The sequence below is a fragment of the Burkholderia oklahomensis C6786 genome (assembly GCF_000959365.1).
GTDB classification, from domain to species: Bacteria; Pseudomonadota; Gammaproteobacteria; order Burkholderiales; family Burkholderiaceae; genus Burkholderia; species Burkholderia oklahomensis.
Window position 1 is genome coordinate 1,141,401 of record NZ_CP009556.1, and the last position, 24,682, is coordinate 1,166,082.

Annotated in this window: 26 protein-coding genes and 1 pseudogene; 10 read left to right on the forward strand and 17 right to left on the reverse strand. The window is 68.3% G+C overall.

The window, feature by feature from the left end:
• Window positions 1-124: 124 nt before the first annotated feature.
• The gene (locus BG90_RS22965) at window positions 125-1,363 is read left to right on the forward strand and encodes an alpha-hydroxy acid oxidase (protein WP_010120145.1); all 1,239 of its coding nucleotides are present in this window, start codon (window positions 125-127) and stop codon (window positions 1,361-1,363) included.
• A 61-nt stretch (window positions 1,364-1,424) separates the two neighbouring features.
• On the opposite strand, the gene BG90_RS22970 is transcribed toward BG90_RS22965, so the two are convergent.
• Both BG90_RS22970 and BG90_RS22975 read right to left on the reverse strand, forming a co-directional pair.
• Window positions 1,425-1,880, reverse strand: coding sequence for a YbaK/EbsC family protein (locus BG90_RS22970; RefSeq protein WP_010110174.1), 456 nt, complete (start codon window positions 1,878-1,880; stop codon window positions 1,425-1,427).
• A 305-nt stretch (window positions 1,881-2,185) separates the two neighbouring features.
• The gene (locus BG90_RS22975) at window positions 2,186-2,899 is read right to left on the reverse strand and encodes a methyltransferase domain-containing protein (RefSeq protein WP_010120143.1); all 714 of its coding nucleotides are present in this window, start codon (window positions 2,897-2,899) and stop codon (window positions 2,186-2,188) included.
• A 279-nt stretch (window positions 2,900-3,178) separates the two neighbouring features.
• Here BG90_RS22975 and BG90_RS22980 point away from each other — a divergent pair, with 279 nt between their 5' ends.
• The gene (locus BG90_RS22980; protein WP_010120142.1) at window positions 3,179-4,822 is read left to right on the forward strand and encodes a DUF3459 domain-containing protein; all 1,644 of its coding nucleotides are present in this window, start codon (window positions 3,179-3,181) and stop codon (window positions 4,820-4,822) included.
• Between the two features lie 143 nt (window positions 4,823-4,965).
• Here the strand turns inward: BG90_RS22980 and BG90_RS22985 are convergent, their stop codons facing one another.
• From BG90_RS22985 to BG90_RS23005, 5 genes are all read right to left on the reverse strand, one after another.
• Entirely contained in the window at window positions 4,966-5,556 is a 591-nt protein-coding gene (locus BG90_RS22985) for a thiamine phosphate synthase (RefSeq protein WP_010110171.1), read from the reverse strand.
• Window positions 5,557-5,606: 50 nt separating this feature from the next.
• A complete protein-coding gene (locus tag BG90_RS22990) occupies window positions 5,607-6,947 on the reverse strand; it encodes a hemolysin family protein (RefSeq protein ID WP_010120141.1) in 1,341 nt (446 codons plus the stop codon).
• 90 nt (window positions 6,948-7,037) lie between these two features.
• Window positions 7,038-7,817: a sensor histidine kinase gene (locus BG90_RS22995; RefSeq protein WP_045568403.1), complete on the reverse strand. Its 780-nt coding sequence runs from the start codon at window positions 7,815-7,817 to the stop codon at window positions 7,038-7,040.
• Window positions 7,818-7,898: 81 nt separating this feature from the next.
• Entirely contained in the window at window positions 7,899-8,822 is a 924-nt protein-coding gene (locus BG90_RS23000; RefSeq protein ID WP_010120136.1) for a DMT family transporter, read from the reverse strand.
• 55 nt (window positions 8,823-8,877) lie between these two features.
• Entirely contained in the window at window positions 8,878-9,753 is an 876-nt protein-coding gene (locus BG90_RS23005) for a LysR family transcriptional regulator (protein ID WP_045568404.1), read from the reverse strand.
• Window positions 9,754-9,850: 97 nt separating this feature from the next.
• Between BG90_RS23005 and BG90_RS23010 the strand changes: the two genes are divergently transcribed.
• The 4 genes and pseudogenes from BG90_RS23010 to BG90_RS35540 form a co-directional block, all read left to right on the forward strand.
• A complete protein-coding gene (locus tag BG90_RS23010; protein WP_010120122.1) occupies window positions 9,851-10,234 on the forward strand; it encodes a tautomerase family protein in 384 nt (127 codons plus the stop codon).
• A 192-nt stretch (window positions 10,235-10,426) separates the two neighbouring features.
• The gene (locus BG90_RS23015) at window positions 10,427-12,310 is read left to right on the forward strand and encodes a CHAD domain-containing protein (RefSeq protein WP_010120120.1); all 1,884 of its coding nucleotides are present in this window, start codon (window positions 10,427-10,429) and stop codon (window positions 12,308-12,310) included.
• A gap of 34 nt (window positions 12,311-12,344) precedes the next feature.
• Complete coding sequence (locus BG90_RS23020; protein ID WP_010120118.1) at window positions 12,345-13,193, forward strand: TOBE domain-containing protein; 849 nt, start codon at window positions 12,345-12,347, stop codon at window positions 13,191-13,193.
• Between the two features lie 164 nt (window positions 13,194-13,357).
• Window positions 13,358-13,885: pseudogene (locus BG90_RS35540) on the forward strand (IS110 family transposase); the annotation flags it as partial.
• Window position 13,886: 1 nt separating this feature from the next.
• On the opposite strand, the gene BG90_RS23025 reads toward BG90_RS35540, so the two are convergent.
• The 4 genes from BG90_RS23025 to BG90_RS23040 all read right to left on the reverse strand — a co-directional run bounded on the left by BG90_RS23025 (window position 13,887) and on the right by BG90_RS23040 (window position 16,981).
• The gene (locus tag BG90_RS23025; protein ID WP_010120103.1) at window positions 13,887-14,588 is read right to left on the reverse strand and encodes an ATP-binding cassette domain-containing protein; all 702 of its coding nucleotides are present in this window, start codon (window positions 14,586-14,588) and stop codon (window positions 13,887-13,889) included.
• A 1-nt stretch (window position 14,589) separates the two neighbouring features.
• Window positions 14,590-15,264, reverse strand: a complete 675-nt coding sequence (gene modB, locus BG90_RS23030) for a molybdate ABC transporter permease subunit (protein ID WP_010110143.1) — start codon at window positions 15,262-15,264, stop codon at window positions 14,590-14,592.
• A gap of 12 nt (window positions 15,265-15,276) precedes the next feature.
• Entirely contained in the window at window positions 15,277-16,077 is an 801-nt protein-coding gene (modA, locus tag BG90_RS23035; protein WP_025990343.1) for a molybdate ABC transporter substrate-binding protein, read from the reverse strand.
• Between the two features lie 205 nt (window positions 16,078-16,282).
• Complete coding sequence (locus BG90_RS23040) at window positions 16,283-16,981, reverse strand: phosphatase PAP2 family protein (protein WP_010110140.1); 699 nt, start codon at window positions 16,979-16,981, stop codon at window positions 16,283-16,285.
• Between the two features lie 250 nt (window positions 16,982-17,231).
• On the opposite strand from BG90_RS23040, the gene BG90_RS23045 reads away from it, so the two are divergent.
• Together BG90_RS23045 and BG90_RS31200 are read left to right on the forward strand one after the other, a co-directional pair.
• Entirely contained in the window at window positions 17,232-18,359 is a 1,128-nt protein-coding gene (locus BG90_RS23045) for an extracellular catalytic domain type 1 short-chain-length polyhydroxyalkanoate depolymerase (RefSeq protein WP_038802106.1), read from the forward strand.
• 97 nt (window positions 18,360-18,456) lie between these two features.
• Window positions 18,457-18,615: a DUF3563 family protein gene (locus tag BG90_RS31200; protein ID WP_010110133.1), complete on the forward strand. Its 159-nt coding sequence runs from the start codon at window positions 18,457-18,459 to the stop codon at window positions 18,613-18,615.
• 113 nt (window positions 18,616-18,728) lie between these two features.
• Here the strand turns inward: BG90_RS31200 and BG90_RS23050 are convergent, their stop codons facing one another.
• Together BG90_RS23050 and BG90_RS23055 are read right to left on the reverse strand one after the other, a co-directional pair.
• Entirely contained in the window at window positions 18,729-19,148 is a 420-nt protein-coding gene (locus BG90_RS23050) for an organic hydroperoxide resistance protein (RefSeq protein ID WP_010110132.1), read from the reverse strand.
• 137 nt (window positions 19,149-19,285) lie between these two features.
• Window positions 19,286-19,738, reverse strand: a complete 453-nt coding sequence (locus BG90_RS23055; protein WP_010120098.1) for a MarR family winged helix-turn-helix transcriptional regulator — start codon at window positions 19,736-19,738, stop codon at window positions 19,286-19,288.
• Between the two features lie 281 nt (window positions 19,739-20,019).
• Here BG90_RS23055 and BG90_RS36830 point away from each other — a divergent pair, with 281 nt between their 5' ends.
• On the forward strand, window positions 20,020-20,166 hold the full coding sequence (locus BG90_RS36830) for a hypothetical protein (protein WP_010120096.1): 147 nt from the start codon (window positions 20,020-20,022) through the stop codon (window positions 20,164-20,166).
• 26 nt (window positions 20,167-20,192) lie between these two features.
• Here the strand turns inward: BG90_RS36830 and BG90_RS23060 are convergent, their stop codons facing one another.
• The 3 genes from BG90_RS23060 to BG90_RS23070 form a co-directional block, all read right to left on the reverse strand.
• On the reverse strand, window positions 20,193-21,002 hold the full coding sequence (locus tag BG90_RS23060) for a BPSS1780 family membrane protein (protein ID WP_010110129.1): 810 nt from the start codon (window positions 21,000-21,002) through the stop codon (window positions 20,193-20,195).
• A complete protein-coding gene (locus BG90_RS23065; RefSeq protein WP_010110128.1) occupies window positions 20,993-21,991 on the reverse strand; it encodes a homoserine kinase in 999 nt (332 codons plus the stop codon). The genes BG90_RS23060 and BG90_RS23065 overlap by 10 nt, the downstream gene beginning before the upstream one ends.
• 96 nt (window positions 21,992-22,087) lie before the next feature.
• Window positions 22,088-22,486: a hypothetical protein gene (locus BG90_RS23070; protein ID WP_010110125.1), complete on the reverse strand. Its 399-nt coding sequence runs from the start codon at window positions 22,484-22,486 to the stop codon at window positions 22,088-22,090.
• A 154-nt stretch (window positions 22,487-22,640) separates the two neighbouring features.
• Here BG90_RS23070 and BG90_RS23075 point away from each other — a divergent pair, with 154 nt between their 5' ends.
• Complete coding sequence (locus tag BG90_RS23075) at window positions 22,641-24,167, forward strand: AMP nucleosidase (protein WP_010110124.1); 1,527 nt, start codon at window positions 22,641-22,643, stop codon at window positions 24,165-24,167.
• 231 nt (window positions 24,168-24,398) lie between these two features.
• Here the strand turns inward: BG90_RS23075 and BG90_RS23080 are convergent, their stop codons facing one another.
• Complete coding sequence (locus BG90_RS23080) at window positions 24,399-24,677, reverse strand: hypothetical protein (protein WP_025990341.1); 279 nt, start codon at window positions 24,675-24,677, stop codon at window positions 24,399-24,401.
• Window positions 24,678-24,682: the final 5 nt, after the last annotated feature.

Sequence of the window (24,682 nt, forward strand, 5' to 3'; positions counted from 1 at the left end):
TCGTTGTCGTGAAAACATGATCGTAGTGCGTCGGTGCGAACGGGATGCACTCCTGCGCACGGCGTCCGTGCACGGAATAGGCGAACGTCCGCTTTGCATCGGCGGCGAATGGAGAGGATCCCAGATGGCTGACGTCGGAAAGGCTTGGAACATCAGTGATTTGAGAGAAATGGCACAAAAACGGGTGCCCAAGTATTTCTTCGATTATCTGGATGGCGGTGCGAACAGCGAAACTACGATGCGTGCGAATGAAAGCGATTTCGCGCACTGGCGGCTGCGTCAGAAGGTGCTGACCGGGGCGGAGAGCAACGCGGCGGGTTTGAATGCAACGTACCTCGGCGCCGAACATCGGCTGCCGATCCTGCTCGGACCGGTGGGATTCGCCGGCATGTACTGGCCGCACGGGGAGATCGCGGCGGGGCGTGCAGCCGACGAGGCGGGCATCGGTCAATGTCTGTCGACGTTCTCGATCTGCTCGCTCGAAGATGTCGCCGCGGCGCGATTCGGCCCGCTGTATTTCCAGCTCTACATGTTCCGCAATCGCGATCTGACCGAAGACATTCTCGCGCGCTGCCGGCAGGCGAACGTCGACGTCATTTTCCTGACGGTTGACACGTGCTATATCCCGATTCGCGAGCGCGATGCGCGCAACGGGTTTCGTGCCGATACGCGCTTGTCGGCGCGAGGCGTGTGGTCGATGCTCAAGCGTCCGGGCTGGTGCGTCGGCGCGCTGTCCAACGGGATGCCGAAGATCGGCAACGTCTTGCGCTATCCGGATCTCGGTGCATCGTTGCTCGAGCAGTCCGCGGCGGTCGGCCGGATGATCGACTCGCGTCTGTCCTGGGCTGACGTCAAGTGGCTGCGCGCGCGCTGGCCCGGCAAGATCGTCATCAAGGGCATCCTCGATTCCGACGACGCGCGGCGCGCGGTCGACGAAGGCGTTGACGGCATTCTGATTTCGAATCACGGCGGACGGCAGCTCGATCCGGCGCCGTCGGCGATGGACGTGTTGCCGGAAATCGCCGACGCGGTCGGTGAGCGGACCGAGATCCTGATGGACGGCGGCGTGCGGCGCGGCGCGGACGTGATCAAGGCGCTTGCGCTCGGGGCGAGCGCGGTTTCGATCGGGCGCGCGTATATCTACGGGCTCGGCGCGGCGGGCGAGAAGGGCGTCGCGCGGTGTCTCGAACTGCTGAAGAGCGAGATGCTGCCCGCGCTCAACATGATGGGCTTCGAATCGATTGCCGAACTCAGAGCGGCGGGCAAGTCTGCGTTGCGGATGGCCGGGGCGGTCCATGGTGCGGTGACGGCCGCTGCGAAACCGGATGAAACGTCGCCCAAGCTGATGGAGAGCGTGCTGTGACGGCTGACGGCCATTATTGACGCGCGCGGCAACCTGCAACGGACGACGTGCGTCGCGTGAGCTATTTGCAGACGTCGACCCACTCGGCCGCGGCCAGTTCGGCCAGCCGGATCGGATCGATGCGTAGCGCGGCGTGCGTCGAGCCGGCGGCCGGTACAACGAAGTCGTACGATTTCAACATCACGTCGCAATAAACGGGTAGCGGAGTCGACAGGCCGAACGGACATACTCCGCCCACCGGATGGCCGGTGACGGCGACCGTTTCTTCCGCGGAGAGCATTTTTGCCTTGCCGCCCAGCGCGGCTTTGACTTTCTGGTTGTCGAGACGGGAATCGCCGCAGGATACAAGTAGCACATGGGCGTCGCCGACCTTCATCGCGAGCGTCTTGGCGATCTGCGCCGGCTTGATGTCCCAGGCTGCCGACAACGTCATCGTGGAACTGCTTTCGCTCAAGGGGATGACGTCGATGTCCGGCGCCTTTTCCGCCAGAAACTGGCGAACCGATTCAACACTCACGTTTGTGACCCTCCGTGCGGCCTGCTTGCCTGTCTTCGTGTTATCGGCGAGAGCAAAGGCAACTCGGCAACCCTTGCTCTCGCATCGTTGGTGAACCCTTGGAACGGATAAGCTATCGCACGCGGCGCAGGATGTATTGAACGATTGTGCAGCGATCGTGGCGGCCGTCCGCAGAGCGGATCGAAATGGCGCGCAGAGGTCTTGAACAGGCGGCGCGGCTCGCGTTTCGCAGGCCGCGCGTTCATGCGCCGCATGGCGCGCGAAAACGCCACTGACGCCGCGAACCGGGCCACCGGCAAGCTCGTTCACGCGCCGCGCGTCGCGATCCACGCACTCCAGAACAGGCTTGCGAAAAAGCGCAGCGGCTCGCCGAAACCGGCGGCGTCGAGCAACGCATGCACGGCGTCTTCGGATGCGGGCGGATCGGCGCCGCGCAGGATCGTCGCGAGCTTCCGCGCGACTTCGTCGGGAGACGCGCCGTGCATCCGCCAGCGCTGCGCCCATGCGCTCAGCAGCCGCGGATGCTCGGCGTAGCGGCGGTAGTTGCCCGCGACGACGAGCGGCGCGCCCGGCTTCAAGCGCTGCGCGATCGAGCCGAGCAGCGCGGCCTTCGCGTCGTCGCCGGGCACGTGATGCAGCACGCCGATCAGCGTCGCGCCGTCGAAGCGCGCGTCGGGCGGCAGATCGTCGACGTAGCCATGATGCGTCCGCACGCGCGCGTCGAGGCCGGCCGCCGCGACGTTCGCGCGTGCGAGGTCGAGCATCGGCTGCGAAGGATCGACGGCGGTGAAGCGCCAGCCGGGCTCGAGGCCCGCGAGCGCGACGATCTCGCGCGCGGTGCCGCCCGCGCCCGCGACGAGGATCCGTGCGGCGCCTTCTTCCGCCGCGACGGACGACGCGAGCATGCACGCGGCGAGATCGTGGCACGCGTCATAGCCCGCGAGCGCGATTCGGCTTTGCTCCGCGTATTCCGCTGCACGCGACGGGTCGAATTTTGCGGCGCCGGATGGCGTGGACATGGCAGTCGGACTCCTGATCAAATACGCGGCCGGGACGGCATGCGAAACGAAGCAGGAGCGTAGACGGCGGCGCGAACCGCAACAAGTCAAGCGACGATCATGGTATCGCGACTACCGCTCTTTTTCGGGGTCGCTCCACGTTTAAAGCCCGCTGCGGCGCTCGCATCGCGGCCCGAATCGGCGCATACTGAGTGCCCCTTCTTCGTCGGGCCACGCGTGTCATGCATGTGCGCCGCACACGGCGCATCGTCATGCCTCTGAACGCAGGAGGAGCGCATCATGTCCGAATGTCCTCACGATCCGTATGCGCGGCACCATTCGCATTGCCTGCCGTTCGGCGCACAGCCGTGCGGTGCGGCTGGCGAGACAATACGCACGCATTTCCGCGTCTGGGCGCCCGCGCATGCGACCGCCACGCTCGCGCTCGAAACCGCGAGCGGTCCGCATGAATTGCCGATGGCGCCCGCCGGCGACGGCTGGTTCGAGACGTTTGCCGATTGCGGCGCCCATACGCGCTACCGGTACCGGCTCGACGAGTCCCTGACGATTCCCGATCCTGCATCGCGCTCGCAGCCCGAAGGCATCGACGGGCCGAGCGAAGTGATCGATCCGCGCGCGTTCACGTGGCGCCATACGTTCTGGCGCGGCCGGCCGTGGGAGGAGATCGCGCTCTACGCGGTCCGGCCCGGCGCGGCGGGCGGCTACGACGGCGTGCGCCGACGTCTGCCGCAGCTCGCGCGGCTCGGCGTGACGGCGCTCGAACTGCTCGCGGCGCCGCAAGCGCGCGACGACAGCCTGCCGTTCGCGCCGATCGCCGCATACGGCGGCCCGGAGGCGCTGAAGCAGCTGATCGACGACGCGCACGGCTTCGGCCTCGCGGTGCTGCTCGATCTCGACTACGCGCGCTTCGGTTGCGGCACCGACGAAATGCGGCACTACGCACAGCCTTTCTTCCATACGCGCGACGATCCGCTGCAGGCGCCGCCGCTTGCGCTCGATCATCCGCAGGTCTGCGAATTCTTCTGCGACAACGCGCTCTACTGGCTCGAAGAGTATCGATGCGACGGGTTGCGAATCCGCGAGGCGGATCGCATCGACAGCACGTGGCTGTGCGAGATCGCCGACCGCGTGCATGCGGCGATGCCGACCGATCGGATCGTGCATCTCGTGCTCGGCAGCGAACGGCATCCGTCGCATCTCGCCGATACGCATTTCGACGCGCAATGGAACGGCTGCGGCGAGCGTGCGCTGTATCGGCTGACGGGCCGGCGCGATCGGGCGCACGGCGACGGCGTGTCGACGCATCAGTCGATTCACGCGCTCGCGCGCGCGTTGACCGCGGACGGCGCGGTATTCCAGCGCGCGCAGCCGATCGGCGACGGCGGGATGGCCGACGTCGGGCTGCCGCTCACATCGCTCGTGCTGTCCGACGGCGTCGTGCGAGATGCGCGCGAGGCGGATCTCGCCGCGCTCGCGCTATCGTTGTTGACGCCGCAGATTCCGCTGATCTTCGACGAAGCCGCCGGCGATTCATCGCGCCGCCATTTCCTGCAGTCGGCGCTCGCGGTGCGCGCGAAGCTGATCGCGCCGCGCCTCCTCGACGTGCAGCCGCGCAGCGCGGACATGCTGCGCACGGCCGACGGCGTCGAAGCGGACGCGCTCGTCGCCGCGTGGCGGCTCGGCGACGGCGAGACGCTCAGCATCGCGCTGAACCTGTCGCCGCAGTCGGTGCCGTTCTACGGCGCGCCGGACGGAATGATCGTATTCGAGACGCCGGGCCGCGCGAGAGATCGCGTCGACGGCGGCGAGCTGCCGCCGTATGCGCTCGTCGCGTGGCTGACGGGCGACGTCAACCAGTACGCGCTGACGCACGACGCGCGTCGCTATGCGGACGCCGCGCCGCGCCCGCCGGGCGGCGCCTGAACGAGGAGGGGAGTGCTTGGCCGGACGCCGGGCGGGTGGCGCTCGCCCGAGCTCGCGTGGTCAGGATGCCTGACAGATGGCGTTGTGCGACGAGCGGATGCCGGAGCGCGCGGAACGCATTGCGTCCGTCGCCGCATCGTTTCCTACCAGAGCCCGCGAATGCTCGCGATGCCGTGCGCGCGATGCGCACGCGCCATCGTCAGATGTTCGCGCGTCATCCCGCCGAGTGCGTAGATTGGCACGCGCGTCTGCGCCGCGCAGTCGGCGAAGCGGGGCCAGCCGAGCGTCGGCGCGCCGGGATGCGTGAGCGTCGGCAGGACCGGAGAGAGCGTTGCGAAGTCCGCGCCGATACGCTCCGCGTGGCGCAGTTCGTCGAGCGAGTGGCACGCGGCCGACAGCAGGTAGTCCGAAGAAATCGGGCGCGCGGTCGCGGTCCGCAGCGCCGCGCTGCCGAGATGCACGCCGCTTGCGCCGAGCGCGAGCGCGGCGTCGGCGTCGATCGGCCCGTTGACGACCAGGCGCGCGCCTTGCGCGCGGCATCGTGCGATCGCGTCGGCGGCGAGCGTCGCGTAAGCGGCTGCATCGAGTGACTTCACGCGCAATTGGACCAGTGTGAGCCCCGTCGCGAGCGCGGCCGACAGCCGGTCGAGAAACGCCGCGAGGTCCGCGTCGGAACCGGAGGCCGGCTCTGGCGTGATCAGGTAGTACGGCGACAGTGCGAGGTCGTCGGTCATTTCGTCATCCTACGCGGCTGCAGCCGCACTTTCGCGCGCCGCCCGCCCGCTCATTCGTCCGCCTCCTTGAACGCCTTCGGATACACGCGCACGAGCACGATCCGCGGCCCGATCATCTTCTTCACGACGACGTCGAAGCGATCGAACGACACGCGCTGGCCTTCGGTCGGCAGGTCGTTGAGCGCCTGGATCACGAGCCCGCCGACCGACTCCGCACGGCCTTCGTCGATGTCGATCCCAAGCGCCTGCTCGAGCGACACGACAGGCAGGCTGCCCTTGCCGATCAGTGTGCCGTCGTCGAGGCGGCTCCAGTCCGAATCGCCCTGGCGGAACTCGTCGTGGATCTGGCCGACGAGCGCGCCGAGCAGGTTGTCGAGCGTCAGGTAGCCGATCGGCTTCTCGCCTTTCTTGCCGACGAGCGCGAAGTGCGGCGCGCCCTTGCGAAAGCGGCGGAACAGGTCGAGCGCGGGCGTGTCGGGCTTCACGTACTGCACCGGGCGCACGTAGTCGGACAAGTCGGCGAGCGACGCGCCCGCGTGCCGCGCGAGCAGCAGATCCTTCAGGTGGATGAGGCCGTTCACGCGCTCGCGCGACTTGTCGTCGAAGAGCGGGTAGCGGCTGAAGCGGTGGCGCGCGACGACTTCCATGTTGTCCGCGAGCGGCACGTCGCGGCGCAGGCCGACCATCTCGTGCGCGGGCCGCATCAGGTCGGACACGGTCATCGACGAGAAATCGAGCGAATGCGCGAGCGTGTTCCATTCGTCGGTGCTGTACGTGTCCTTCGACGCCTTCGCCGCGCCGGCCGTGTTGCGGCGGCTGCGCAGGATCAGCTTCAGCTCGTCGGTCGAGTAGTGCGCGTCGCCGCCGTGATCGGCGGACAGCCCCGCGAGCCGCAGCACCGCGTTCGCGCTCGAGTTGAGCACCCAGATCGCCGGATACATCGCCCAGTAGAACGCATAGAGCGGAATCGCGACCCACAGGCCGGTCTTCTCGGCCTGGCGGATCGCCATCGATTTCGGTGCGAGCTCGCCGACGACGATGTGCAGGAACGAGATCACCGAGAACGCGAACACGAGCGAGATCAGATGCACGAGCCGTTCGGACTCGACGCCGACGAGCGCGAGGATCGGCGACAGCAACGCGGCGAACGCCGGCTCGCCGATCCAGCCGAGGCCGAGCGAGGCGAGCGTGATGCCGAGCTGGCAGGCGGACAGATACGCGTCGAGCCGCGCATGGACGATCCGCAGGATGCGCCCGCGCAGGCCGTGCTGGCGGGCGAGGGACTTGACGCGCGTCGCACGCAGCTTGACGAGACCGAATTCGGCGGCGACGAAAAAGCCGTTGAGGGCCACGAGGAACAACGCGCCGACGAGCGCGAAGATCTGTATCAACGAAGGAACTCCGGAAATGAACGAACCGACAGTATAAGGTTGGAAAGGAAAACGTAATGTCTGCGGCGCGATGGTGATGCGCGCGGCCGGTCACGCGCGGGCGGCGGGAATCGTCAGCGTGAGCGTGGACGGCGCGCCGTCCGCGAGCGGGCCTTGCGCGAACCTGCCGCCGTGCGCGCGCGCGACGCGCTGCGCGAGTGCGAACACCGACGCCGGACGTCCGCCCTGGCGCTCGGCGAGCGCGTCGCGCCGCGCGAACGTCTCGAACACGTGCGGCAGCGCCGCGTCGGTCAGCGCCGACGGCTGCGCGCGGAACGTCACGTCGAAGCGCGTCGCGTCGGCCGCGGCGTCGCAGCGGAGCGCGACTTCGCTGCCGGGCGCGCTCGCTTCGATCGCGAACGTCAGCATCGACCACAGCGCCTGCGCGACGCGCTCGCGATCGCAATCGAGCGAAGCGCCGGGCTGCGCGAGCGGCGCGACCGTCACGGCCGTGCCGCGCGCGTCGCCGAGCGCGGCGCGCGCAAGCGCCGCGCATGCGTCGGCGAGCGGCGCGAGCGCGACGCCCGCGCGTGCGATCGGGAGCGTGCGCGTCTCGGCGCGCGGCGCGTCGACGACCGTTTCCAGCAGGCTCGTCTGCTGCTCGATCCCGATCCGGATGCCGGCGAGCGCGCGCTGCAGGTTGTCGTCGCCCGGCGCGAGCCGGCGCTCGAGCACGTATGCCCAGCTATGCATCGCGTTGAGCGGGCTGCGCAGGTCGTGCGACGCGACGGACAGCGCGTGGTCGCGGACGAACAGCGCGACCTCGGCGGCAAAGCGCGCGGCGCGTTCGCGCAGCAGCGCGGCGGCCGGATCGACGGCGGACGGAGTCACAATGTTTCCCTTGCGTGAAATCGTGATGACGGGCGAATCGACATTATAGGGAGCGGACGCGCGCGCGGCGTCCGGCGCGCGTCAAGCGGGGAGCGCGTCGTTGTCGTCGGCGCGCCGTGCGTGGCCCGGCAGCAGCTGGCAGACGAGGAGCCCCGCGAGCATCAGCGCGCAGCCCGTCAATGCGCGCAGCGACAGCGTCTCGCCGAGCGCGGCCCAGCCCGCGATCGCGGCGAACACGCCTTCCATGCTGAAGATCACGGCCGCGTGCGCGGGCGCGGCGTCGCGTTGCGCGACGACCTGCAGCGTGTAGCCGACGCCGACCGACAGCAATCCGCCGTAAAGCAGCGTCGGCAGCGCGTGCACGATCGACGTGCGGCTGACGGGCTCGATCGCGAGCCCGAGCGCGAGACACAGCACGCCGCAGACGACGAACTGCATGAACGACAGCACCAGCGGATCGTGCCGGCGCGCGAGATGGCCGACCGCGATCACGTGCACGGCGATCACGATCGCGCCCGCAAGCTGGAACCAGTCGCCGTACAGCATCGAGAAGTGCTCGTCGACGCTGAGGAAATACAGGCCGATCGCCGCGAGGAACGCGCCGAGCCACGTGCCCGCGCCGGTGCGATGCCGGAAGAACACGCCGATGATCGGCACGAGCACGACGTAGAGCGAGCTGATGAAGCCCGCGTTCGCGATCTTCGTGTATTGCAGGCCGATCTGCTGCATCGAGATCGACACCGCGAGCAGCCCGCCCAGCACGAGCCCCGGCAGCAGCAGCGTGCGGTCGCGCGCGATCGCCGCGCAGTGCGCGCGCGCCGCGCCGTTCAGGCGCAGCAGCGGCACGAGCACCGCCGCGCCGAGCAGGAAGCGCAGCCCGGTGAACAGCAACGGGCCGATCACGGCGAGGCTCAGTCGCTGCGCGACGAACGCCGAGCCCCAGATCGCGGCGGCGGCGAGCATCAGCAGATTGGCGCGGAGGTGTTTGCGGGCGTCGTGGTTCATGCGGCGGCGGAAATGCGGACGAAGGGCGGTAAATGGACAGACGAAACCCGTCAGTCTACTCGCGTCCGGCCGGCCGCGCCGGCCCCGCCAGGCTGTCGGCGAAGCGCCGCAGCGTGTCCTTCGAGCGCGCGTCGCGCACCCGCGAATACAGCGCGACTTGCGAGTCCGGCAGCGCGGGCAGCCCGAAGCGCGCGCCGACGTCGACGAGCGAGCGCGGCGCGACGCGCCGGGCGAGCGGACACACCGCAAGGCCCGCTGCGGCGGCCGCTGCGACGGCCGCGACGCCGCCGCCCGTGAATCGTTCGCGCCACGGCACGCCGGCGAGATCGAGCGCGCGCAGCGCGGCCGCGCGCACGCCGCACGGGCCGGCCAGCACCGCGAGCGGCAGCGGCTCGCCCGCGCGCGGCGTCCAGCCGGGCGCGGCGAGCCACGCGAGCGGCTCGGTGAAGAGCGGCGTCGCGTCGTCGCGCGGCGGGTCTTCGCCCGGCTCGTGGCGGACGAACGCCGCGTCGAGGCGCCGCTCGTCGTATTGCACGAGCAGCCCGGCGGACATCCCGACATGCATTTCGAGCATGAGCGCCGGGTCGTGCCGGTTGAGGCCGGTGAGGACGGCCGGCAGATCAGGCACCGCGACGTGCTCGCTGACGCCGATCGACAACCGGCGCTGCTCGGACGACAGCGCGGCGAGCGCGCGCTCGTGCGCGTCGAGCAGGTCGCGCGCGGCGGGCAGGAACGCGGCGCCGACGGCTGCGAGCGTCACGCGCCGCGGCGTGCGTTCGAGCAGCGGCTTGCCGAGTTGCGCTTCGAGCCGCTTGAGCTTGAGGCTGACGGCCGATTGCGTGGTGCCGAGCGCGTCGGCGGCGCGCGTGAAGCTCGCCAGGTCGGCGACGAGGACGAACGCGCGGACGGCGTCGAGGTCGAGCGGTTTCATTTCAAACAAAAATGGATGAAATATTCATTGATATCTGTTCATTATAGATGTCGGGACCTAATCTGCGTGCATGTCCCAACTCACGAGGAGAAACACGATGCCGTTCACCCGTATCGCATTGCGCGAAGGCAAGACCGCCGAATACCGCCGGGCGTTGTCGGAGGGCATTCATCGCGCGCTGCAGCGCGCGTTCGACGTGCCCGCCGACGATATTTTCATGACCGTGACCGAGCACAGCGCCGATAATTTCTTCTACGGCCGCAACTATCTCGGCATCGCGCGCAGCGACGATCTGGTGATGATCCAGATCACCGCGAACAACACGCGCACGCTCGAGCAGAAGCGCGAACTGTACCGGCTGATCGCCGAGCATCTCGCCGAACGTCCGGGCGTGCGCGGCGAGGACGTGTTCATCAGCCTCGTCGAGGTGTTGAAGGAGGATTGGTCGTTCGGCAACGGCATCGCGCAGTACATGAGCTGAAACTCGACGTAGCGAAGCCGGTCGGACGGCTGAAGGCCGACCGGCCGACATCAAAAGCCGAAATGCGGCGTGCCCGCGCGCGGCGTTCCGCCTCACTAGTTGTAAAAAGGGCCGTGTACTATGGAGAACGTCGGAGTCCGTCGACGAGCGCGGGACGCGCAGCGGGCGGGGCCGATCATCGCCGGAGCTTCCATGGCGCGTGTTCTGGAAATCGTGTTGGACTTTCCGCTGCAGGCCTGGCAAGCCGAGCGCGGGTCGCGGGCGCGCACGTCGCGCGGCGCGGCGCGCGACTTCGGCGTGGAGCTCGCGCGGGCATGGCGGATCTGTCCGCCGGTGAAAATGCGTCGCGGGCACGAGCGCGTGACGATCGAGCCGTGCCGGTTCGTCGAAGCGGAGCCCGACGACGGCGGCCGCTGGCAGACCTGGATCGAGACGACCGCGCAGGCGCGGCGGGTGCTCGCGGTGCGTAGCCATCCGTTCGTGCCCGGCGTCGCGGTGCGCGAGCGCTTCGACGACTACCACGGCGATGTGCGTGTTGCGTCGCGGGCGTCGGGCGATGCAGCCGCATCGCCGGCGGCGGCGGAAGCCACACAGGAGAGCGCGCCGCCGCCCGATTCTCCGGTCGCGGTGCGCGCGGCGCAGCCGCCGCGGGGCCGGGCGTCGAAAGCCGCTTCCGCGCGTTCGTCGAAGCATGCATCGACGAGCGCGTCTCCGCCGCCGAGCGAAACCGACGCAGACGGCGCGGCTGGATCTTCCGGAGCCGGTCCCGCCGCTTCCGGAGACTCGGCCGCCGATTCCGCTTCGATCGCCGGTGCCGCCGTTGTCGGCGCCGCTTCCCCCGATTCGCAATCCGCCGATCAATGGGCATGCGGCTTCGTTGCCGATCGCCGTCGCGGACGGTGGCTGGACGCCGACGGTATCGAAGTCGAACTGACGCTCGACGACATCACGTTCGCGCCGGCGGCGGCCGCCGCTTCGTCTACCGCTTCCCGAGCCGCGCCGCTGCGCGTCTGCGAATTGCGTCTCGCCGTCGCCGACACGGACGATCCCGCCGCGCGCGCCGCCGCGCTGCGCGCGCTCTTCAGCGCGGCCCGCGAGCTGAACGGCGCGTGGCCGGCCTCGCTGTCACTGACGAGCGTCCTCGACCGCGCGTGCGCGGGCGAAGCGCCGGACGCGCTCGCCGCGCCGGTGAAGGCGCGGCCGGTCGATCTGTCGAAGACGCGCACGCAGCGTGCGGCATTCTTCGCGCTCGGCTGCGGCGTGACCGGGCAGTGGCTCGGCAACGATGCCGGCGTGCGGGACGCGGGCGATCCGGAATACGTCCATCAGATGCGGGTCGCGCTGCGCCGGCTGCGCACGCTCGCGCGGCTGTTCCCGCGTTACGCCGACGCCGCGTGGAAGGACGCGTTCTCCGGCGATCTCCGCTGGCTCGCCGGGATGCTCGGCACGGTGCGCGACTGGGACGTCTGCGTGACGTCGACGCTGCCCGATCTCGCCGCCGCGGACGGCGACGAGGCCGCGTGGGCCGGCACGCTCGATGCCGCGCGTGCGCAAGGCGACGCGGCGCGCGCCGAGTTGCGGCAGGCGCTCGGCACCGCGCGCTATACGCAGCTCGTGTTCGCATGGCTCGAGTGGCTGAGCCTGCTCCCGCTCACGCACGACGAACCGACGCGCGGCAAGGCGCCGCCGCTCAAGCGGCACGCGGCGAAGTGCGTGAGCCGGCTGTTCGGCCATCTGTACGGCTCGGGACGGCTGACGACGCTCGACGCGGCCGCGCGTCACCGCGTGCGGATCGACGCGAAGCGATTGCGCTACGCATTGGAGTTCTTCTCGTCGCTTGCGTCGCGCCGCACGCGCGAAGGGACGGTGCGGCTGCTCGCGCGCGTGCAGAACGCGCTCGGCGATGCGAACGACGCGGCTGTCGCGCTGCGCTGTCTCGAGCGGCTGTCCGCGCCGCCGTATCAGCTCGGCTTCGCGCGCGGCTACGGCGCGGCGGCGCAGCGCTACGCGGCGGAGGCGGCCGAGCAGATGCTGCGCGAGTTGCGGCCGCCGAAGATCGGCGGCAGGAAGGCGTGACTATAATGGCTTCCCGTCTTGCTTCGCTGCGTCGATGACAGCCGATTCGTCCTCTCCCCGTTCCGACGCGCCCGCCGCGCGCGAGCCGCTCGCACTGCGCGGCGAGCTGTGGCTGGATGCGGGCGCCCAGACGCTCGGCGGCGCGGCGCGCATCGCGCTGCTCGCCGCGATCGGCGAGACCGGCTCGATCACGCGCGCGGCGAAGGCGGTCGGCCTCAGCTACAAGGGCGCGTGGGATGCGATCGACACGATGAACAACCTCGCGGGCGAGCCGCTCGTGTTGCGCTCGACGGGCGGCAAGGGCGGCGGCGGCACGACGCTCACGCCGCGCGCGACGGCGCTGATCGCGGCGTTTCGCGCGATCGAGCGCGAGCATCGACGCTTCATCGACGCGGCGAGCGCGGCCGTCGAAGGCTTCGCGGTCAATTGGGAACTCATCGGGAGAATAGGCATGAAGACGAGCGCACGCAATCAGCTGTTCGGCAAGGTCCTGCTAGTCAAGCACGGCGCGGTGAACGACGAAGTGGTGCTCGCGTTGCCGGGCGACCACACGATTACCGCGGTGGTCACGCACGAGAGCACGGAGGCGCTCGGGCTCACGCCGGGCGTCGACGCATGCGCGCTCGTGAAGGCGTCATGGATCGTGCTGGCGGTCGACGCGGGCGCGCCGCTCAAGCTGTCGGCGCGCAATCAGCTACTTGGCGTCGTCGAGACGGTCACGCGCGGCGCGGTGAACAGCGAAGTGCTGCTCGCCCTCGACGGCGGCATGACGCTCGCGGCGATCGTGACGAACGACAGCGTCGACGCGCTTGGGCTCGCGAAGGGCGTGAGCGCGATGGCGGCGTTCAAGGCATCGAGCGTGATTCTGGCGGTCAACGGCTGATGCGGCGGCCGCGCTCGCTGAATGGTAATCGGCGGCGCGGGCGCAGGCGAGGGCGGGGGTGGAACGAAGCCGGCTTCGAGTCGGCTTTAACGAGATGGTCAGCCTGACCGAAACAGCCCGATCGGCTTACGCTGATCGGGCTGTTTCCTTTTGGGGAGATCGTCATGGACACCTTCTCGTTGATCGGAATCGATCCTGGCGAGCATTGCGTCCGGCTTGCATGCGCAGTCCGCATCGGGCCGCATGGTGTTCCGCAAGAAGCCCACACGCGGCTAGATGCCGACGCTGCCGGGCAATCTTCCGCGCTGTACGGTGGCCATGGAAGCGTGTGCGGGCGCACATTGGGTTGCGCGACGGATTCGGCACTCGGTCACCAGGCCAAGCTGATTTCCCCGCAGTTCGCCAAACCTTTCCTGCAGGGCGACAAGAACGATTTCGCCGATGCACAAGCGATCCGCGAGGCGGCGTCGCGTCCGTGCATGCGGTTCGTCAGCTCGCGCGCAACGAGACTCAGCAGCCTCTCTCGGCGCGGCATCGGGCGCGCGAGGGGCGGGTGCGGGATCGCACCGGCATGGTCAGTCAGATCCACGCCTTTCTGCCGGAGTCCGGGGTGAGCTTGCCCAACCAAGGGGATGGCGGAAATCCGGCGGCGGCTGGCCGTGCCGGCCGTGCAAGCGACCCGAGCCGTTCCCGTCACCGAATGCTCGTCACCCATTCGGCGACCGGCGCCTCGGGCAGTACGCGCCCTTCCTGAAGCTGCACGACCTGATCGCCGAACGCGGCGACATCGTCCGGATCGTGCGTGATCAGCACCATCGGAATGTCGAGCCGCATCTGCAGATCGGTCAGCTCGCGGCGCATCCGCTGGCGCATCGCGACGTCGAGCGCAGAGAACGGCTCGTCGAGCAACAGGATCCGCGGTTGCGCGATCAGCGCGCGCGCGAGCGCGACGCGCTGCTTTTGCCCGCCCGACAACTGCGCCGGATAATGCCCGGCGAGCGCCTCGAGTTCGAACGCGCGCAGCCAGTATGCGGCTTCGTCCGGCAGCTCCTTCGCGCGCGGATTGCGCCAGCCGCGCTTCAGGCCGAACGCGAGGTTCTGCCGGACGTTCAGATGCGGAAAGAGCGCGTAGTCCTGGAACAGATACGCGACGCGTCGCGCCTGCGTCGGCACGTCGATGCCGCGCGCGTCGTCGAACAGCGTGTCGCCGCCGAGCGAGATCGTGCCGCGGTCGGGCGCGAGCAGTCCGGCAATCGCCTGCAGCGTGAGGCTCTTGCCGGCGCCCGACGGCCCGAACAGCACGATGCGCTGGGCGGCCGATGCAAACGACACGTCGAGCGTGAAATGCCGCTCGGGCGTGACGAGCGTCTTGCGGATGTCGACGACGAGGCTCATCTCATCGCGCTCCGACGAGCGCGCGCTGCGGCACGAGCCGCCCCGCGGCGAGGAGAATCAGCACGCAGGTCACCGACGTGACGAGCACGAGGAAGTTCGCGGTCGTGTCGTCGCCCGCCTGCACGGCCGCGTAGACGGCGACCGACAGCGTCTGCGTGCGTCCGGGCAGGTTGCCTGCGATCATCAGCGTCGCGCCGAATTCGCCGAGCGCGCGCGCGAATGCGAGCAGCGCGCCCGCGAGAATGCCGCGCGCGGCGAGCGGCAGCGTCACGCGAAAGAAAATTCCGGCTTCGCTGATGCCGAGCGTGCGAGCCGCGCGCTCAAGCTGCGGATCGACCGCTTCGAACGCGGCGCGCGCGGACTTCAGGATCAGCGGAAACGCGACGACCATCGACGCGATCACCGCGCCTTGCCAGGTGAACACGAGCTGGATGCCGAGCTCGTCGAGCCACGCGCCGAATACGCCGCGCCGGCCGAGCAGCACGAGCAGGTAATAGCCGAGCACCGTCGGCGGCAGCACGAGCGGCAGCGTCAGCAGCGAATCGATCACGTCGCGCGCGCCCGAGCGCCAACGCGCGAGCGCATAGCCCGTCGCGACGCCGAGCACGAGATCGAGCGCCGTCGCCCAGCCGGCGACCTTCAGTGACAGCAGCAGCGGAACCCAGGCGTCGTGCATCGCGTATCCCGATCAGTTCGCGGCGTTCGCGGCCGGCTTGAAGCCGTACTTCGCGAGCACCGCCTGGCCCGCGGGCGACAGCACGAAGGAGACGAAGCCTTGTGCGGCCCCCGCATGCCGGCTGTCCTTGACGACGGCGATCGGATAGGTGATCGGCGTTTGCGTCGGGACGGTCAGCGCGACCTTCACGCGCTCGGGCATCACGGCCGCATCGGTGCCGAACACGAAGCCCGCGTCGACTTCGCCGCGCGCGACGTAGTCGAGGCTCTGGCGCACGTTCGCGGCGAGCACGCCCTTCGCGCTCACGTCGTTCCACACGCCGGCCGCCTTCAGCGCCCCCTCGGTGTAGCGGCCGACCGGCACCGACGCCGGATCGCCGAACGCGACGCGCTTCACGGCGGGCGCCGTCAGATCGCGCAGCGAGCCGAACGTCGCGCGGCTGTCGGCGGGCACGATCAGTACCAGCGAGTTCGCGGCGAAGTCGCGGCGCGTGCCGTCGGCGATCACGCGCTCGGCGACCGCGCGATCCATCGCCTTCTGGTCGGCCGACGCGAACACGTCGGCCGGCGCGCCCTTCGCGATCTGCTGCATCAGCACGTCGGACGCGCCGAAGTTGAACAGGATCTTCGTGCCCGGATGCTGCTTCCCGTAGGCGTCGCCGACTGCCTTGAACGCATTGGTCAGGCTCGCCGCAGCCGACACGACGAGCTCGTCGGCGGCATGCGCGGCCGGAGCGGCGAAGCCGGCGGCGAGCGCGGACAGCGTCGCGAGACGCAGGAACAAACGGCGGGCGGAGCGGACGGGAGCGGACATGGCGGGGAACAATACATGGAAGAAAACCGTAATCGTAATATACGCGAGGTTATAGCGACCCGGGTTTTCGTACTGTGCTGGTGCTGCATGACGCCGCAGCGCGGGGGACGGTGCAGCGGCTCAGGGCAGTGGGGAGCGGACAATTGGGTGGCGGAACAGCGGAACAGCAGGATTGCGGAAACGCCCAGCGGCTTCCCGGCCTGCCTTACGCGCGCTCGACCGCCGTCGGCATGCCGAGCGTCTGTTGCTGGGCCGGTCGCGACGCGGGCCGGTAGTTCGGATTTGCTTTCCAGCGCGCCCGCACGTACGGACGCTCGTGGCCGGAAAGCTGCAGCGCGACCGCGGTGACCCAGCGATGCGACGGCACGGTGACTCCGTGCAGCGCGATCGTGACGGCCACGAGGCTCGTCGCGACGGCGGGCGCCGACCAGCGGTGCGGCATCGCGCGCCACGAGCCGGCGATGAACGACAGCGCGGCGACGGCGCCGATGATGCAGCCCGTGACCGCCTCGGACGGCGAATGCGCGTCGAGCGCGACGCGCGACAGCCCGACGGCGATACCCGCCGCGAGCCCGACCACGATGCCGGCGACGCGCACGGCCGGCTTCGCGCGGGCGAGCGCGAGGAACATCGCGACCGGATAGACTGATGTCGACAGCATCGCGTGACCGCTGAAGCCCGTGAAATCCCACGCGCGCACGCCGATGCCCCAGCCGAGGAACGCGATTTTCGTGAGCGCGACAACACCGATCGCGATGCCCAGCACGGCGAGCCATGCGGCGGCGCGGCGAAGCGAATAGCCGAGCGCGAGCCAGACGGCGATCGTGATGGCGAGGGGCAGGGTCAGGCCGGCACCGCCTAGGGCGGTGATCGAGATCCACAGACGGGGCGGCAAATCGAACATCGAGGGCTGCGGGCAGGTACGGGAAATGCGGGATACTTGCTTAACGCATGAGCCGTCAATAGCGACTACAACGAAGACAAGCGCGAGCGCCCAGTATACAGGTCGTCGTGGGCCGTGCTCCGATCGGAGGCCGGCAGGGAACTATCGGGTGTCGGGATAAATCCCAGAAACAGTGTTATTGTGCATTGCACAAACCAAAACGATTGCGCCCATTGCGGCGTCCCTAATTTCTGACTGCGAGCCCCGACCGATGACCAAAAGTCTGACGAAACTCTGGCTGGGCGGTGTGAAACGTATGCTACACATGCCGAACTCGCGGACGTCGAAGTCCGCTCTGAAGGCTGCCCAAAAGATGGCGACCGACTGGCCGTTCGCCGAACCGATCGCCGCCGCCGTCGCGGCGCCCGCCGAACCGGCGCCGCCCGTCGCGCGCGAGTCCCGCGTCCGGCCGCGCGCGGCCGCATGGGCGGGCGGCGAATGGATTCGCGCCGATCACCCGCTGCCGCCCGCATTCGGGCGCTTCGTCAAGCATCTCGAATACGGCCTGTACGTGCCGTCCGGAGCGGACACGGAAGGTCTGCCGCTCGTCGTGATGCTGCACGGCTGCAAGCAGGACATGGATCAGTTCGCGCAAGGTACGCGGATGAACCTGCTCGCCGATCGATACGGCTTCGCGGTGCTCTATCCGGAGCAATCTCTCAACGCGCATGCACACGGCTGCTGGCATTGGTACGACGACACCGCGCACGGTGGGCGCGGCGAAGCGCAGGCGGTCGTCGCGCTCGTCGACGCGCTCGTCGCCGAACGCGGCTTCGACGCGTCGCGTGTCTATGCGGCCGGCATGTCGGCGGGCGCGGGGCTCGTGTCGCTGCTCTCGCTGCATTTCCCGCAGCATTTTGCGGCCGTGGCGCTCCATTCGGGGCCCGCGTTCGGCGACGCGCACTCCGGGATCACCGCGATGGACGTGATGCGCCGCGGCCTGCACCGCACTCCTGCCGTCGTCGTCGACGCGCTCGTCGAGCCGGGCTCGTATCCGGGGATGCCAGCCCTCATCGTGCACGGCGACGATGACCGCGTCGTCGCACCGAAGAACGCGGACGAACTCGCGGTCCAGTTCCTGCGGCTGAACGGCCTCGCGGACACCGAAGGCGAACTGACGGGCGCCAAGCGCTTCGAGGCGCGCGCGGCGGATGTGCAGACGGTCGACTACCGGTGCGACGGCGAATCCGTCGTGCGCCTCTGCCGGGTTCACGGCCTCGCGCACGCGTGGTCGGGCGGCGACGACAGCGTGCCGTTCCACTCGGCGACCGGTCCGGACGCGAGCGAGCTGATTTGGTCGTTTTTTGCGTCGCGCGCGCGGGCGGTTGTCGCGTCGTAACGACGCACGAGTCGAAAACGGGTGGCTCCAATTCAGGGTTTTCCCTATAATGCGGGTAAATACCTAAGATAAAACCCTTGGATTGGAGTGACCGATCATGTACTTGCTGAGCCGCCTGTTCTTGTTCCTGACGAAGTCGCCCGAGCAACGCGCGAGGGAACACGCCGATGCGTATCTTTCCGGCGCATCCGATCTGTACGACCTTGAATTCCGCATGCGCAAGCTCGATCGTGAAGCCGCACTCGAGCGCTCGTGATTCCGCGATGAGCGCGTATTAAATTTATACGCATAAAGTTGTGAAGTTGAAGAGGGCGCGCCGGCTTGATGGCCGGCGCGCCCTCTTTGTCTTTTCGGCGCTTGCGCGCCGCGTTACGCGACGACGAGGCGCACCGCGACGTTGTTGCGCGTCGCGTTCGAGTACGGGCACACCTGGTGTGCGCGATCGACGAGCGCCTTTGCGGCCGCCGCGTCGAAACCGGGCAGCGCCACGCGCAGTTCGACGTCGAGCGCAAATCCACCTTCCTCGTTCGGGCCGATGCCCACTTCTGCCGTAACGGTCGTGTCGGCTGGCAGCGTCTGCTTGTTTTGGCCCGCGACATACTTCATCGCGCTCAGGAAGCATGCCGAGTAACCGGCGGCGAAGAGCTGCTCGGGATTCGTGCCTTCGGCGCCCGTGCCGCCGAGTTCGCGCGGCGCGGCGAGCTTTACGTCGAGCTTCTGGTCATGGCTCGTCGCGCGGCCGTCGCGGCCGCCGGTGCTGGTTGCTTCCGTCTTGTACAGAATGTTCATGCTGGACTCCTGTTTCGTGAGGGGGAAGAGACCCGGCGAATCGCGAAGCGCGGGCCACGACAGAAATATAGCCAGCTAATCATTAGTGTGCAAATTAATTTTTGGGGTGCGATTCGCCGGCGGCGAACGAGTGTCGATCAGGCGCCGCCGGCGTCCGACAGCGCTTGTCGCAGCCGCGTGAGATCTTCGCGCAGCCGGATCAGAAAATCGGGTGTTTGTCGCATCGCGCAAAACAGCTCGGCAGGCACGGAGCGGGCCTTCTGCTTCAGCGCGGCGCCTTCGGTGGTGAGCCGCGCGTGGACGATCCGCTCGTCATTCGTGTCGCGCACCCGCTCGATGTAGCCGAGCGCCTCCAGGCGCTTTAGGAGCGGCGTGACCGTGGCCGGATCGAGGCTGAGCCGCGCGGCGATGTCCTTGACCGCCATGTCGTCGGCTTCCCATAGCACGAGCATCGCGAGGTACTGCGGATAGGTGAGCGCGAGCTTGTCGAGCAGCGGCTTGTACGCCTTCGTCATCGCGAGCGACGTCGAATAGAGCGCGAAGCAGAGCTGGTCGTCGAGCGTGAGCGGGAAGGTCGGCGAGTCGTTCATGGCGAGATCTTCTGTAAGGTGCAAAAGATTTGCGTGCTAACAATTTTGCGCCTGATCGTGCCGATTGGCGAGGCGCGCTGGATGGTCAAAAAGGGGATGGATCGATGATCGGCGGCGGCAAGGGGACGGCGAATTTGACGGCGAGGCCGATGGAGCAAGTTGCCGCGGGTTGGGCGTTGATTCGACGTAAATGTGCAAGGGGCGCGGCGTCGAAAACCCGGGCGAGCGTCATACGGCTATGTCGCGCGCCACATCGACAACATGTACATGTCGCGTGTCGCATGTCGCCGGATGCCCTCGTCCAAGCGGGCATCGATGATCGCATCGAGCGCCGCGTCATTGATGCTTTTTCCGTCAAAGCACCCGCCGCAGTCCCGGCGTCGACTCCGCCCGACATGCTGGCGCACGCGGTGCATGTGCGCCAGTAGCGCCGCGCGACCTCCGCCCGCGTCGCTTACCGAGCAGAATCCGGAAGGTTCGGCGCGCCCGGCTCCTGCACGCCGTAGCAGCCGCGATAGGTCGCGTAGAACGAGCAATAGAGCATTGCGGTGATGACGATCGATGCCGGCATCATCACCGTGAGCGCGTACGCGCCCGCGCCGAGCGCCTGCATCAGCGCGGCGAGCCCGAACGACACGCCGAGTGCGACCGCGAACCACAACAGCCCGTAGACCGTGAACGCGCCCTTGTTGCGCCAGCAGCTCACGACGCTGAAGAACAGCGCCTTCATGGGCGGAATGTCGTGCCATGCGGTGAGCACCGGCGCGAACCAGAACATCATCGCGACCGGCATGTACAGCGCGGCCGCGATCAGCACCGCAATGGCGACGCCCGGCGACGCGAGCGCTTCGGGTTCGAGGTTCTCGGCGCCGAGGCCGAACATGATCTTCAGCAGCGTGCCGCCGTCGCCGAGCGACGAGCACGCGAACACGAGCGCCATCGACACGATGTAGAGCCCGCCGAGCGCGAAGAGCCGCTGCGTGACGACGGGGCCGTACGAGCGGAAGCCGTCGATCAGGATTGTCGGCAGCACCTGCTTGCCGGCGATCGTGTCGCGGCACGCCGCCATGAAGCCGACCGCGATGCCGGGAATGAACAGCAGCGGCAGCGCGGCGCCGATCACCGGCACGAGCGATACCAGCATCATCGCGAGCAGGTACGTGAAGAACAGCGTGACGAACGCGAGCGGATTCCGCCGGAACAGCCAAATGCCCTGGCGGAACCATACGTAGCCGGTCTTGGCGGGAACTTCGATCAGTTGCATGAGGCGTGGGTCTCGGGGAGCGCGCCCGCGTGCGCGATGCGCTCGCGCAGGATGCGCTCGAAATGGCCCGGGTCGTGCGGCTTGAGCATCTGCGCGGCGCGGGGGAGGTGGAAATCATACAGGCGCGACACCCAGAAGCGGTACGCGCCTGCGCGCAGCATGTCGCCCCAGTGGCGGCGCTCGCCTGCCGTGAACGGGCGCACCGTCTGATACGCGCGCAGCAGCGCGTCGGCGCGCGCGGCGTCGAGCACGCCCGTCGCGAGATCGACGCACCAGTCGTTGACCGTCACGGCGACGTCGAACAGCCACTTGTCGCAGCCGGCGAAGTAGAAATCGAAGAAGCCGCCGAGCCGCACCGTGTGCCCGGTGCCCGGATCCGCGTGCGCGAACAGCGCGTTGTCGCGGAACAGGTCGCAATGGCACGGGCCTTCCGGCAGCGCCGCATAGTCGCCGGACGCGAAGAGCGCCGCCTGGTATGCGAGCTCGCTTTCCAGCAACGCGCGCTGCTCGCCGGTGAGGAACGGCGCGATCGCGGGCACCGTCTCGCGCCACCACGGCAGGCTGCGCAGGTTCGGCTGATGCCGCGGATAGTCACGGCCCGCGAGGTGCATGCGCGCGAGCATCTGGCCGACTTCGACGCAGTGTTCGACGCGCGGCGCGAGCTCCGCCGCGCCTTCGAGCTTCGTGACGATCGCGGCCGGCTTGCCGTGCAGCTCGCCGAACAGCGTGCCGTCGTCGCGCGCGACGGGCGCGGGCACGGGCACTCCATGCTTCGCGAGATGGCTCATCAAGTCGATGTAGAACGGCAGTTGCCTGGCCGTCAGGTTCTCGAAGATCGTGAGCACGTATTCGCCGCGCGTGGTCGTCAGGAAGAAGTTGCTGTTCTCGATGCCGGACGGGATGCCGCGGAACGCGACAACGTCGCCGAGATCGTAGTGGCGCATCCAGAGTGCGAGGTCAGCGTCGGAAACTGCGGTGAAAACGGCCATGCAAGAGACGTCGGTTCGAGTTGGCGTGCCGGCGGCGCGCCGGTGTCGCGAAAAGGGCGGAAGAGGGGCCGGCGCCGCGTGGCGCCGGCGGCGCCGTCAATAGTGCAGGTTGACCGACGGCAGGCGGGTGACAGGCACGCCGGCGTCGTGCGGACGCGGCGACGTGTCGGGCGACGCGCTCATCTGATAGCGGGTGCCGAAGTTCGACTTCACGTTGATCTCGACCGGCTTGCCGCGATCGCGGTATTCGGTGACCTCGGTGCCGTTCTTGCTTTTTTCGTGAAAGCTCGGCGTGCGCTTCACGTCGTTGAAATCGACCTTCGACGTGACTTCGGCGCCGGGACGGTTGATCTTCGTGAGATCGGGCAGCCCGGCTGCCTCGTTGGCCGCGGCCTGGGCCTTTGCGTCGGCTGCCGCCTGGGCGGCATCGGCGGCGCAGGCGGGGCCGCCGAGAGCGAGTGCCGTCAGGGCGGCGGCAAAAAGGAGCGGCTTCATCGTGTTTCTCCCAGTGAACCGTTCGATTTTAGCAAATACCGGCGTCTTGACGGTGCCGTTCGGTGACACGCGGGCGGCCTTGCCGCCGCGATGGGCATCGGCCGCGCAAGCGGGTTCCGTGGTAATGTCGAAACGATCTGTCGAGGCACGCTACATGAAGAACGATCCCAACCGCCGTTCCCGGATGCATACGCCGGGCTGTCCGTCCGTCGAAGCGTTCGACGACCCGATCGCCGCCGTCGCGCGGCTCTCCGATATCTACGAGACGAACACCGCGTTCCTGCGCGACGCGTTCGGGCGCTATCGCCGCAACGACACGTTCGACGAGCGCGTGCGCGCGTGCTATCCGTTCGTGCGCATCCGCACCGACGTCAACACGCACGTCGATTCGCGCCGCTCGTACGGCTTCGTCGCCGGTCCGGGCGTGTTCGAGACGACCGTCACGCGCCCCGACCTGTTCGCGAATTACTACCGCGAGCAATTGCGCCTGCTCGCGAAGAACCATCACGTCCGGATCGAAGTGGGCGTCTCGGCGCAGCCGATCCCGGTTCATTTCGCATTCTCCGAAGGGATTCACCTCGAAGGCGATCTCGATCGCGACCGCCTCGTCGCGATGCGCGACGTGTTCGACACGCCGGATCTCGCGTACCTCGACGACCGGATCGTCAACGGCACGTACGAGCCCGCGCCGGGCGAGCCGCATCCGCTCGCGCTCTTCACGGCGGCGCGCGTCGATTTCTCGCTGCATCGGCTGCGCCACTACACGGCGACGTTGCCGATGCATTTTCAGAACTACGTGCTCTATACGAACTACCAGTTCTATATCGACGAATTCGTGAAGCTCGGCCGCACGATGATGTCGGCGAGCGACGATCCCGAGGTGCGTGCGTACCGCAGCGAATACACGGCGTTCGTCGAGCCGGGCGACGTGGTCACGTACAACGCGAACCTCGGCGATGCGTCGACGGAAGGCACGCCGCCGCCGCGCGCGCCGCAGATGCCCGCGTATCACCTGAAGCGCGCGGACGGCAGTGGAATCACGATGGTCAACATCGGTGTCGGGCCGTCGAACGCGAAGACGATCACCGATCACATCGCGGTGCTGCGTCCGCATGCGTGGGTGATGCTCGGCCACTGCGCGGGGCTGCGCAACACGCAGCGTCTCGGCGACTACGTGCTCGCGCACGGCTATGTCCGCGAGGATCACGTGCTCGACGCGGACCTGCCGCTGTGGGTGCCGATCCCGGCGTTGGCCGAAGTGCAGGTCGCGCTCGAGCGCGCGGTCGCGCAGGTCACGCAGCTCGAGGGCGTCGAGCTGAAGCGCGTGATGCGTACAGGCACCGTCGCGAGCGTCGACAACCGCAACTGGGAGCTGCGCGACCATCGCGAGCCGGTGTTGCGGCTGTCGCAGAGCCGCGCGATCGCGCTCGACATGGAAAGCGCGACGATCGCCGCGAACGGCTTCCGCTTCCGCGTGCCGTACGGGACGCTGCTGTGCGTGTCGGACAAGCCGCTGCACGGCGAGTTGAAGCTGCCCGGAATGGCAGACCAGTTTTATCGCGGGCAGGTCGATCAGCATCTGCAGATCGGCGTGAAGGCGATGGAGATCCTGCGCACGAACGGCCTCGACCGGTTGCATAGTCGCAAGCTGCGCAGCTTTGCGGAAGTGGCGTTCCAGTAACGCAGTGGCGCAGTAACGCAGTGGCGCAGTAACGCAGTAGCGCAGTAGCGCAGCCGCGCATGAGTTGCCGCGCGGCCTCGCGACGGTCGCACGGAAAAACGAAAGGCCGTCCCCATGATCGAATCATGGACGGCCTTTTCATTTCGCATCGGCCGGCTGCCGTTGGCGGCCATCGCCGGCGATTCACGCGCGGCAGCCAGATGCCGCGCGGCGCGATTCAGGCGCGCGGCATCAGCACTCGCCCTTCTTCGCGTGTCCCGGCGGGCAGAAGCCGCGGTGGCGGTGATGCTCTTCCCACTCGCGACGTTCCCAGTAGCGGCGGCCGTCCCAGTAGCGGTCGCCGTGCCAGCCGACGATGATCGCGGGCGCGACGACGATGGGGGCGGGCGCCGGTGCGACGACCACAGGAGCCGGCGTGCCGATGTTGACGTCGACGTTCACGGCGTGCGCCGCGCCCGACAGTGCGATACCGATACCGGTCAATGCAAAGGCGATCAACGATCGTTTCATGTTCT

What these genes read in the sequence shown, in the direction of transcription:
- BG90_RS23015 (WP_010120120.1), top strand. Translation starts at nt 10,427, where the DNA reads ATGGCGCGTGTTCTGGAAATCGTGTTGGACTTTCCGCTGCAGGCCTGG.
- BG90_RS23050 (WP_010110132.1), bottom strand. Translation starts at nt 19,148, where the DNA reads ATGAACATTCTGTACAAGACGGAAGCAACCAGCACCGGCGGCCGCGAC.
- BG90_RS23060 (WP_010110129.1), bottom strand. Translation starts at nt 21,002, where the DNA reads ATGCAACTGATCGAAGTTCCCGCCAAGACCGGCTACGTATGGTTCCGC.
- modA (WP_025990343.1), bottom strand. Translation starts at nt 16,077, where the DNA reads ATGTCCGCTCCCGTCCGCTCCGCCCGCCGTTTGTTCCTGCGTCTCGCG.
- BG90_RS23010 (WP_010120122.1), top strand. Translation starts at nt 9,851, where the DNA reads ATGCCGTTCACCCGTATCGCATTGCGCGAAGGCAAGACCGCCGAATAC.
- BG90_RS23045 (WP_038802106.1), top strand. Translation starts at nt 17,232, where the DNA reads ATGACCAAAAGTCTGACGAAACTCTGGCTGGGCGGTGTGAAACGTATG.
- BG90_RS22985 (WP_010110171.1), bottom strand. Translation starts at nt 5,556, where the DNA reads ATGACCGACGACCTCGCACTGTCGCCGTACTACCTGATCACGCCAGAG.
- BG90_RS23065 (WP_010110128.1), bottom strand. Translation starts at nt 21,991, where the DNA reads ATGGCCGTTTTCACCGCAGTTTCCGACGCTGACCTCGCACTCTGGATG.
- BG90_RS23070 (WP_010110125.1), bottom strand. Translation starts at nt 22,486, where the DNA reads ATGAAGCCGCTCCTTTTTGCCGCCGCCCTGACGGCACTCGCTCTCGGC.
- BG90_RS22965 (WP_010120145.1), top strand. Translation starts at nt 125, where the DNA reads ATGGCTGACGTCGGAAAGGCTTGGAACATCAGTGATTTGAGAGAAATG.
- BG90_RS23040 (WP_010110140.1), bottom strand. Translation starts at nt 16,981, where the DNA reads ATGTTCGATTTGCCGCCCCGTCTGTGGATCTCGATCACCGCCCTAGGC.
- BG90_RS23005 (WP_045568404.1), bottom strand. Translation starts at nt 9,753, where the DNA reads ATGAAACCGCTCGACCTCGACGCCGTCCGCGCGTTCGTCCTCGTCGCC.
- BG90_RS23000 (WP_010120136.1), bottom strand. Translation starts at nt 8,822, where the DNA reads ATGAACCACGACGCCCGCAAACACCTCCGCGCCAATCTGCTGATGCTC.
- modB (WP_010110143.1), bottom strand. Translation starts at nt 15,264, where the DNA reads ATGCACGACGCCTGGGTTCCGCTGCTGCTGTCACTGAAGGTCGCCGGC.
- BG90_RS22975 (WP_010120143.1), bottom strand. Translation starts at nt 2,899, where the DNA reads ATGTCCACGCCATCCGGCGCCGCAAAATTCGACCCGTCGCGTGCAGCG.
- BG90_RS23075 (WP_010110124.1), top strand. Translation starts at nt 22,641, where the DNA reads ATGAAGAACGATCCCAACCGCCGTTCCCGGATGCATACGCCGGGCTGT.
- BG90_RS23025 (WP_010120103.1), bottom strand. Translation starts at nt 14,588, where the DNA reads ATGAGCCTCGTCGTCGACATCCGCAAGACGCTCGTCACGCCCGAGCGG.
- BG90_RS31200 (WP_010110133.1), top strand. Translation starts at nt 18,457, where the DNA reads ATGTACTTGCTGAGCCGCCTGTTCTTGTTCCTGACGAAGTCGCCCGAG.
- BG90_RS23055 (WP_010120098.1), bottom strand. Translation starts at nt 19,738, where the DNA reads ATGAACGACTCGCCGACCTTCCCGCTCACGCTCGACGACCAGCTCTGC.
- BG90_RS36830 (WP_010120096.1), top strand. Translation starts at nt 20,020, where the DNA reads ATGTCGCCGGATGCCCTCGTCCAAGCGGGCATCGATGATCGCATCGAG.
- BG90_RS22980 (WP_010120142.1), top strand. Translation starts at nt 3,179, where the DNA reads ATGTCCGAATGTCCTCACGATCCGTATGCGCGGCACCATTCGCATTGC.
- BG90_RS23020 (WP_010120118.1), top strand. Translation starts at nt 12,345, where the DNA reads ATGACAGCCGATTCGTCCTCTCCCCGTTCCGACGCGCCCGCCGCGCGC.
- BG90_RS23080 (WP_025990341.1), bottom strand. Translation starts at nt 24,677, where the DNA reads ATGAAACGATCGTTGATCGCCTTTGCATTGACCGGTATCGGTATCGCA.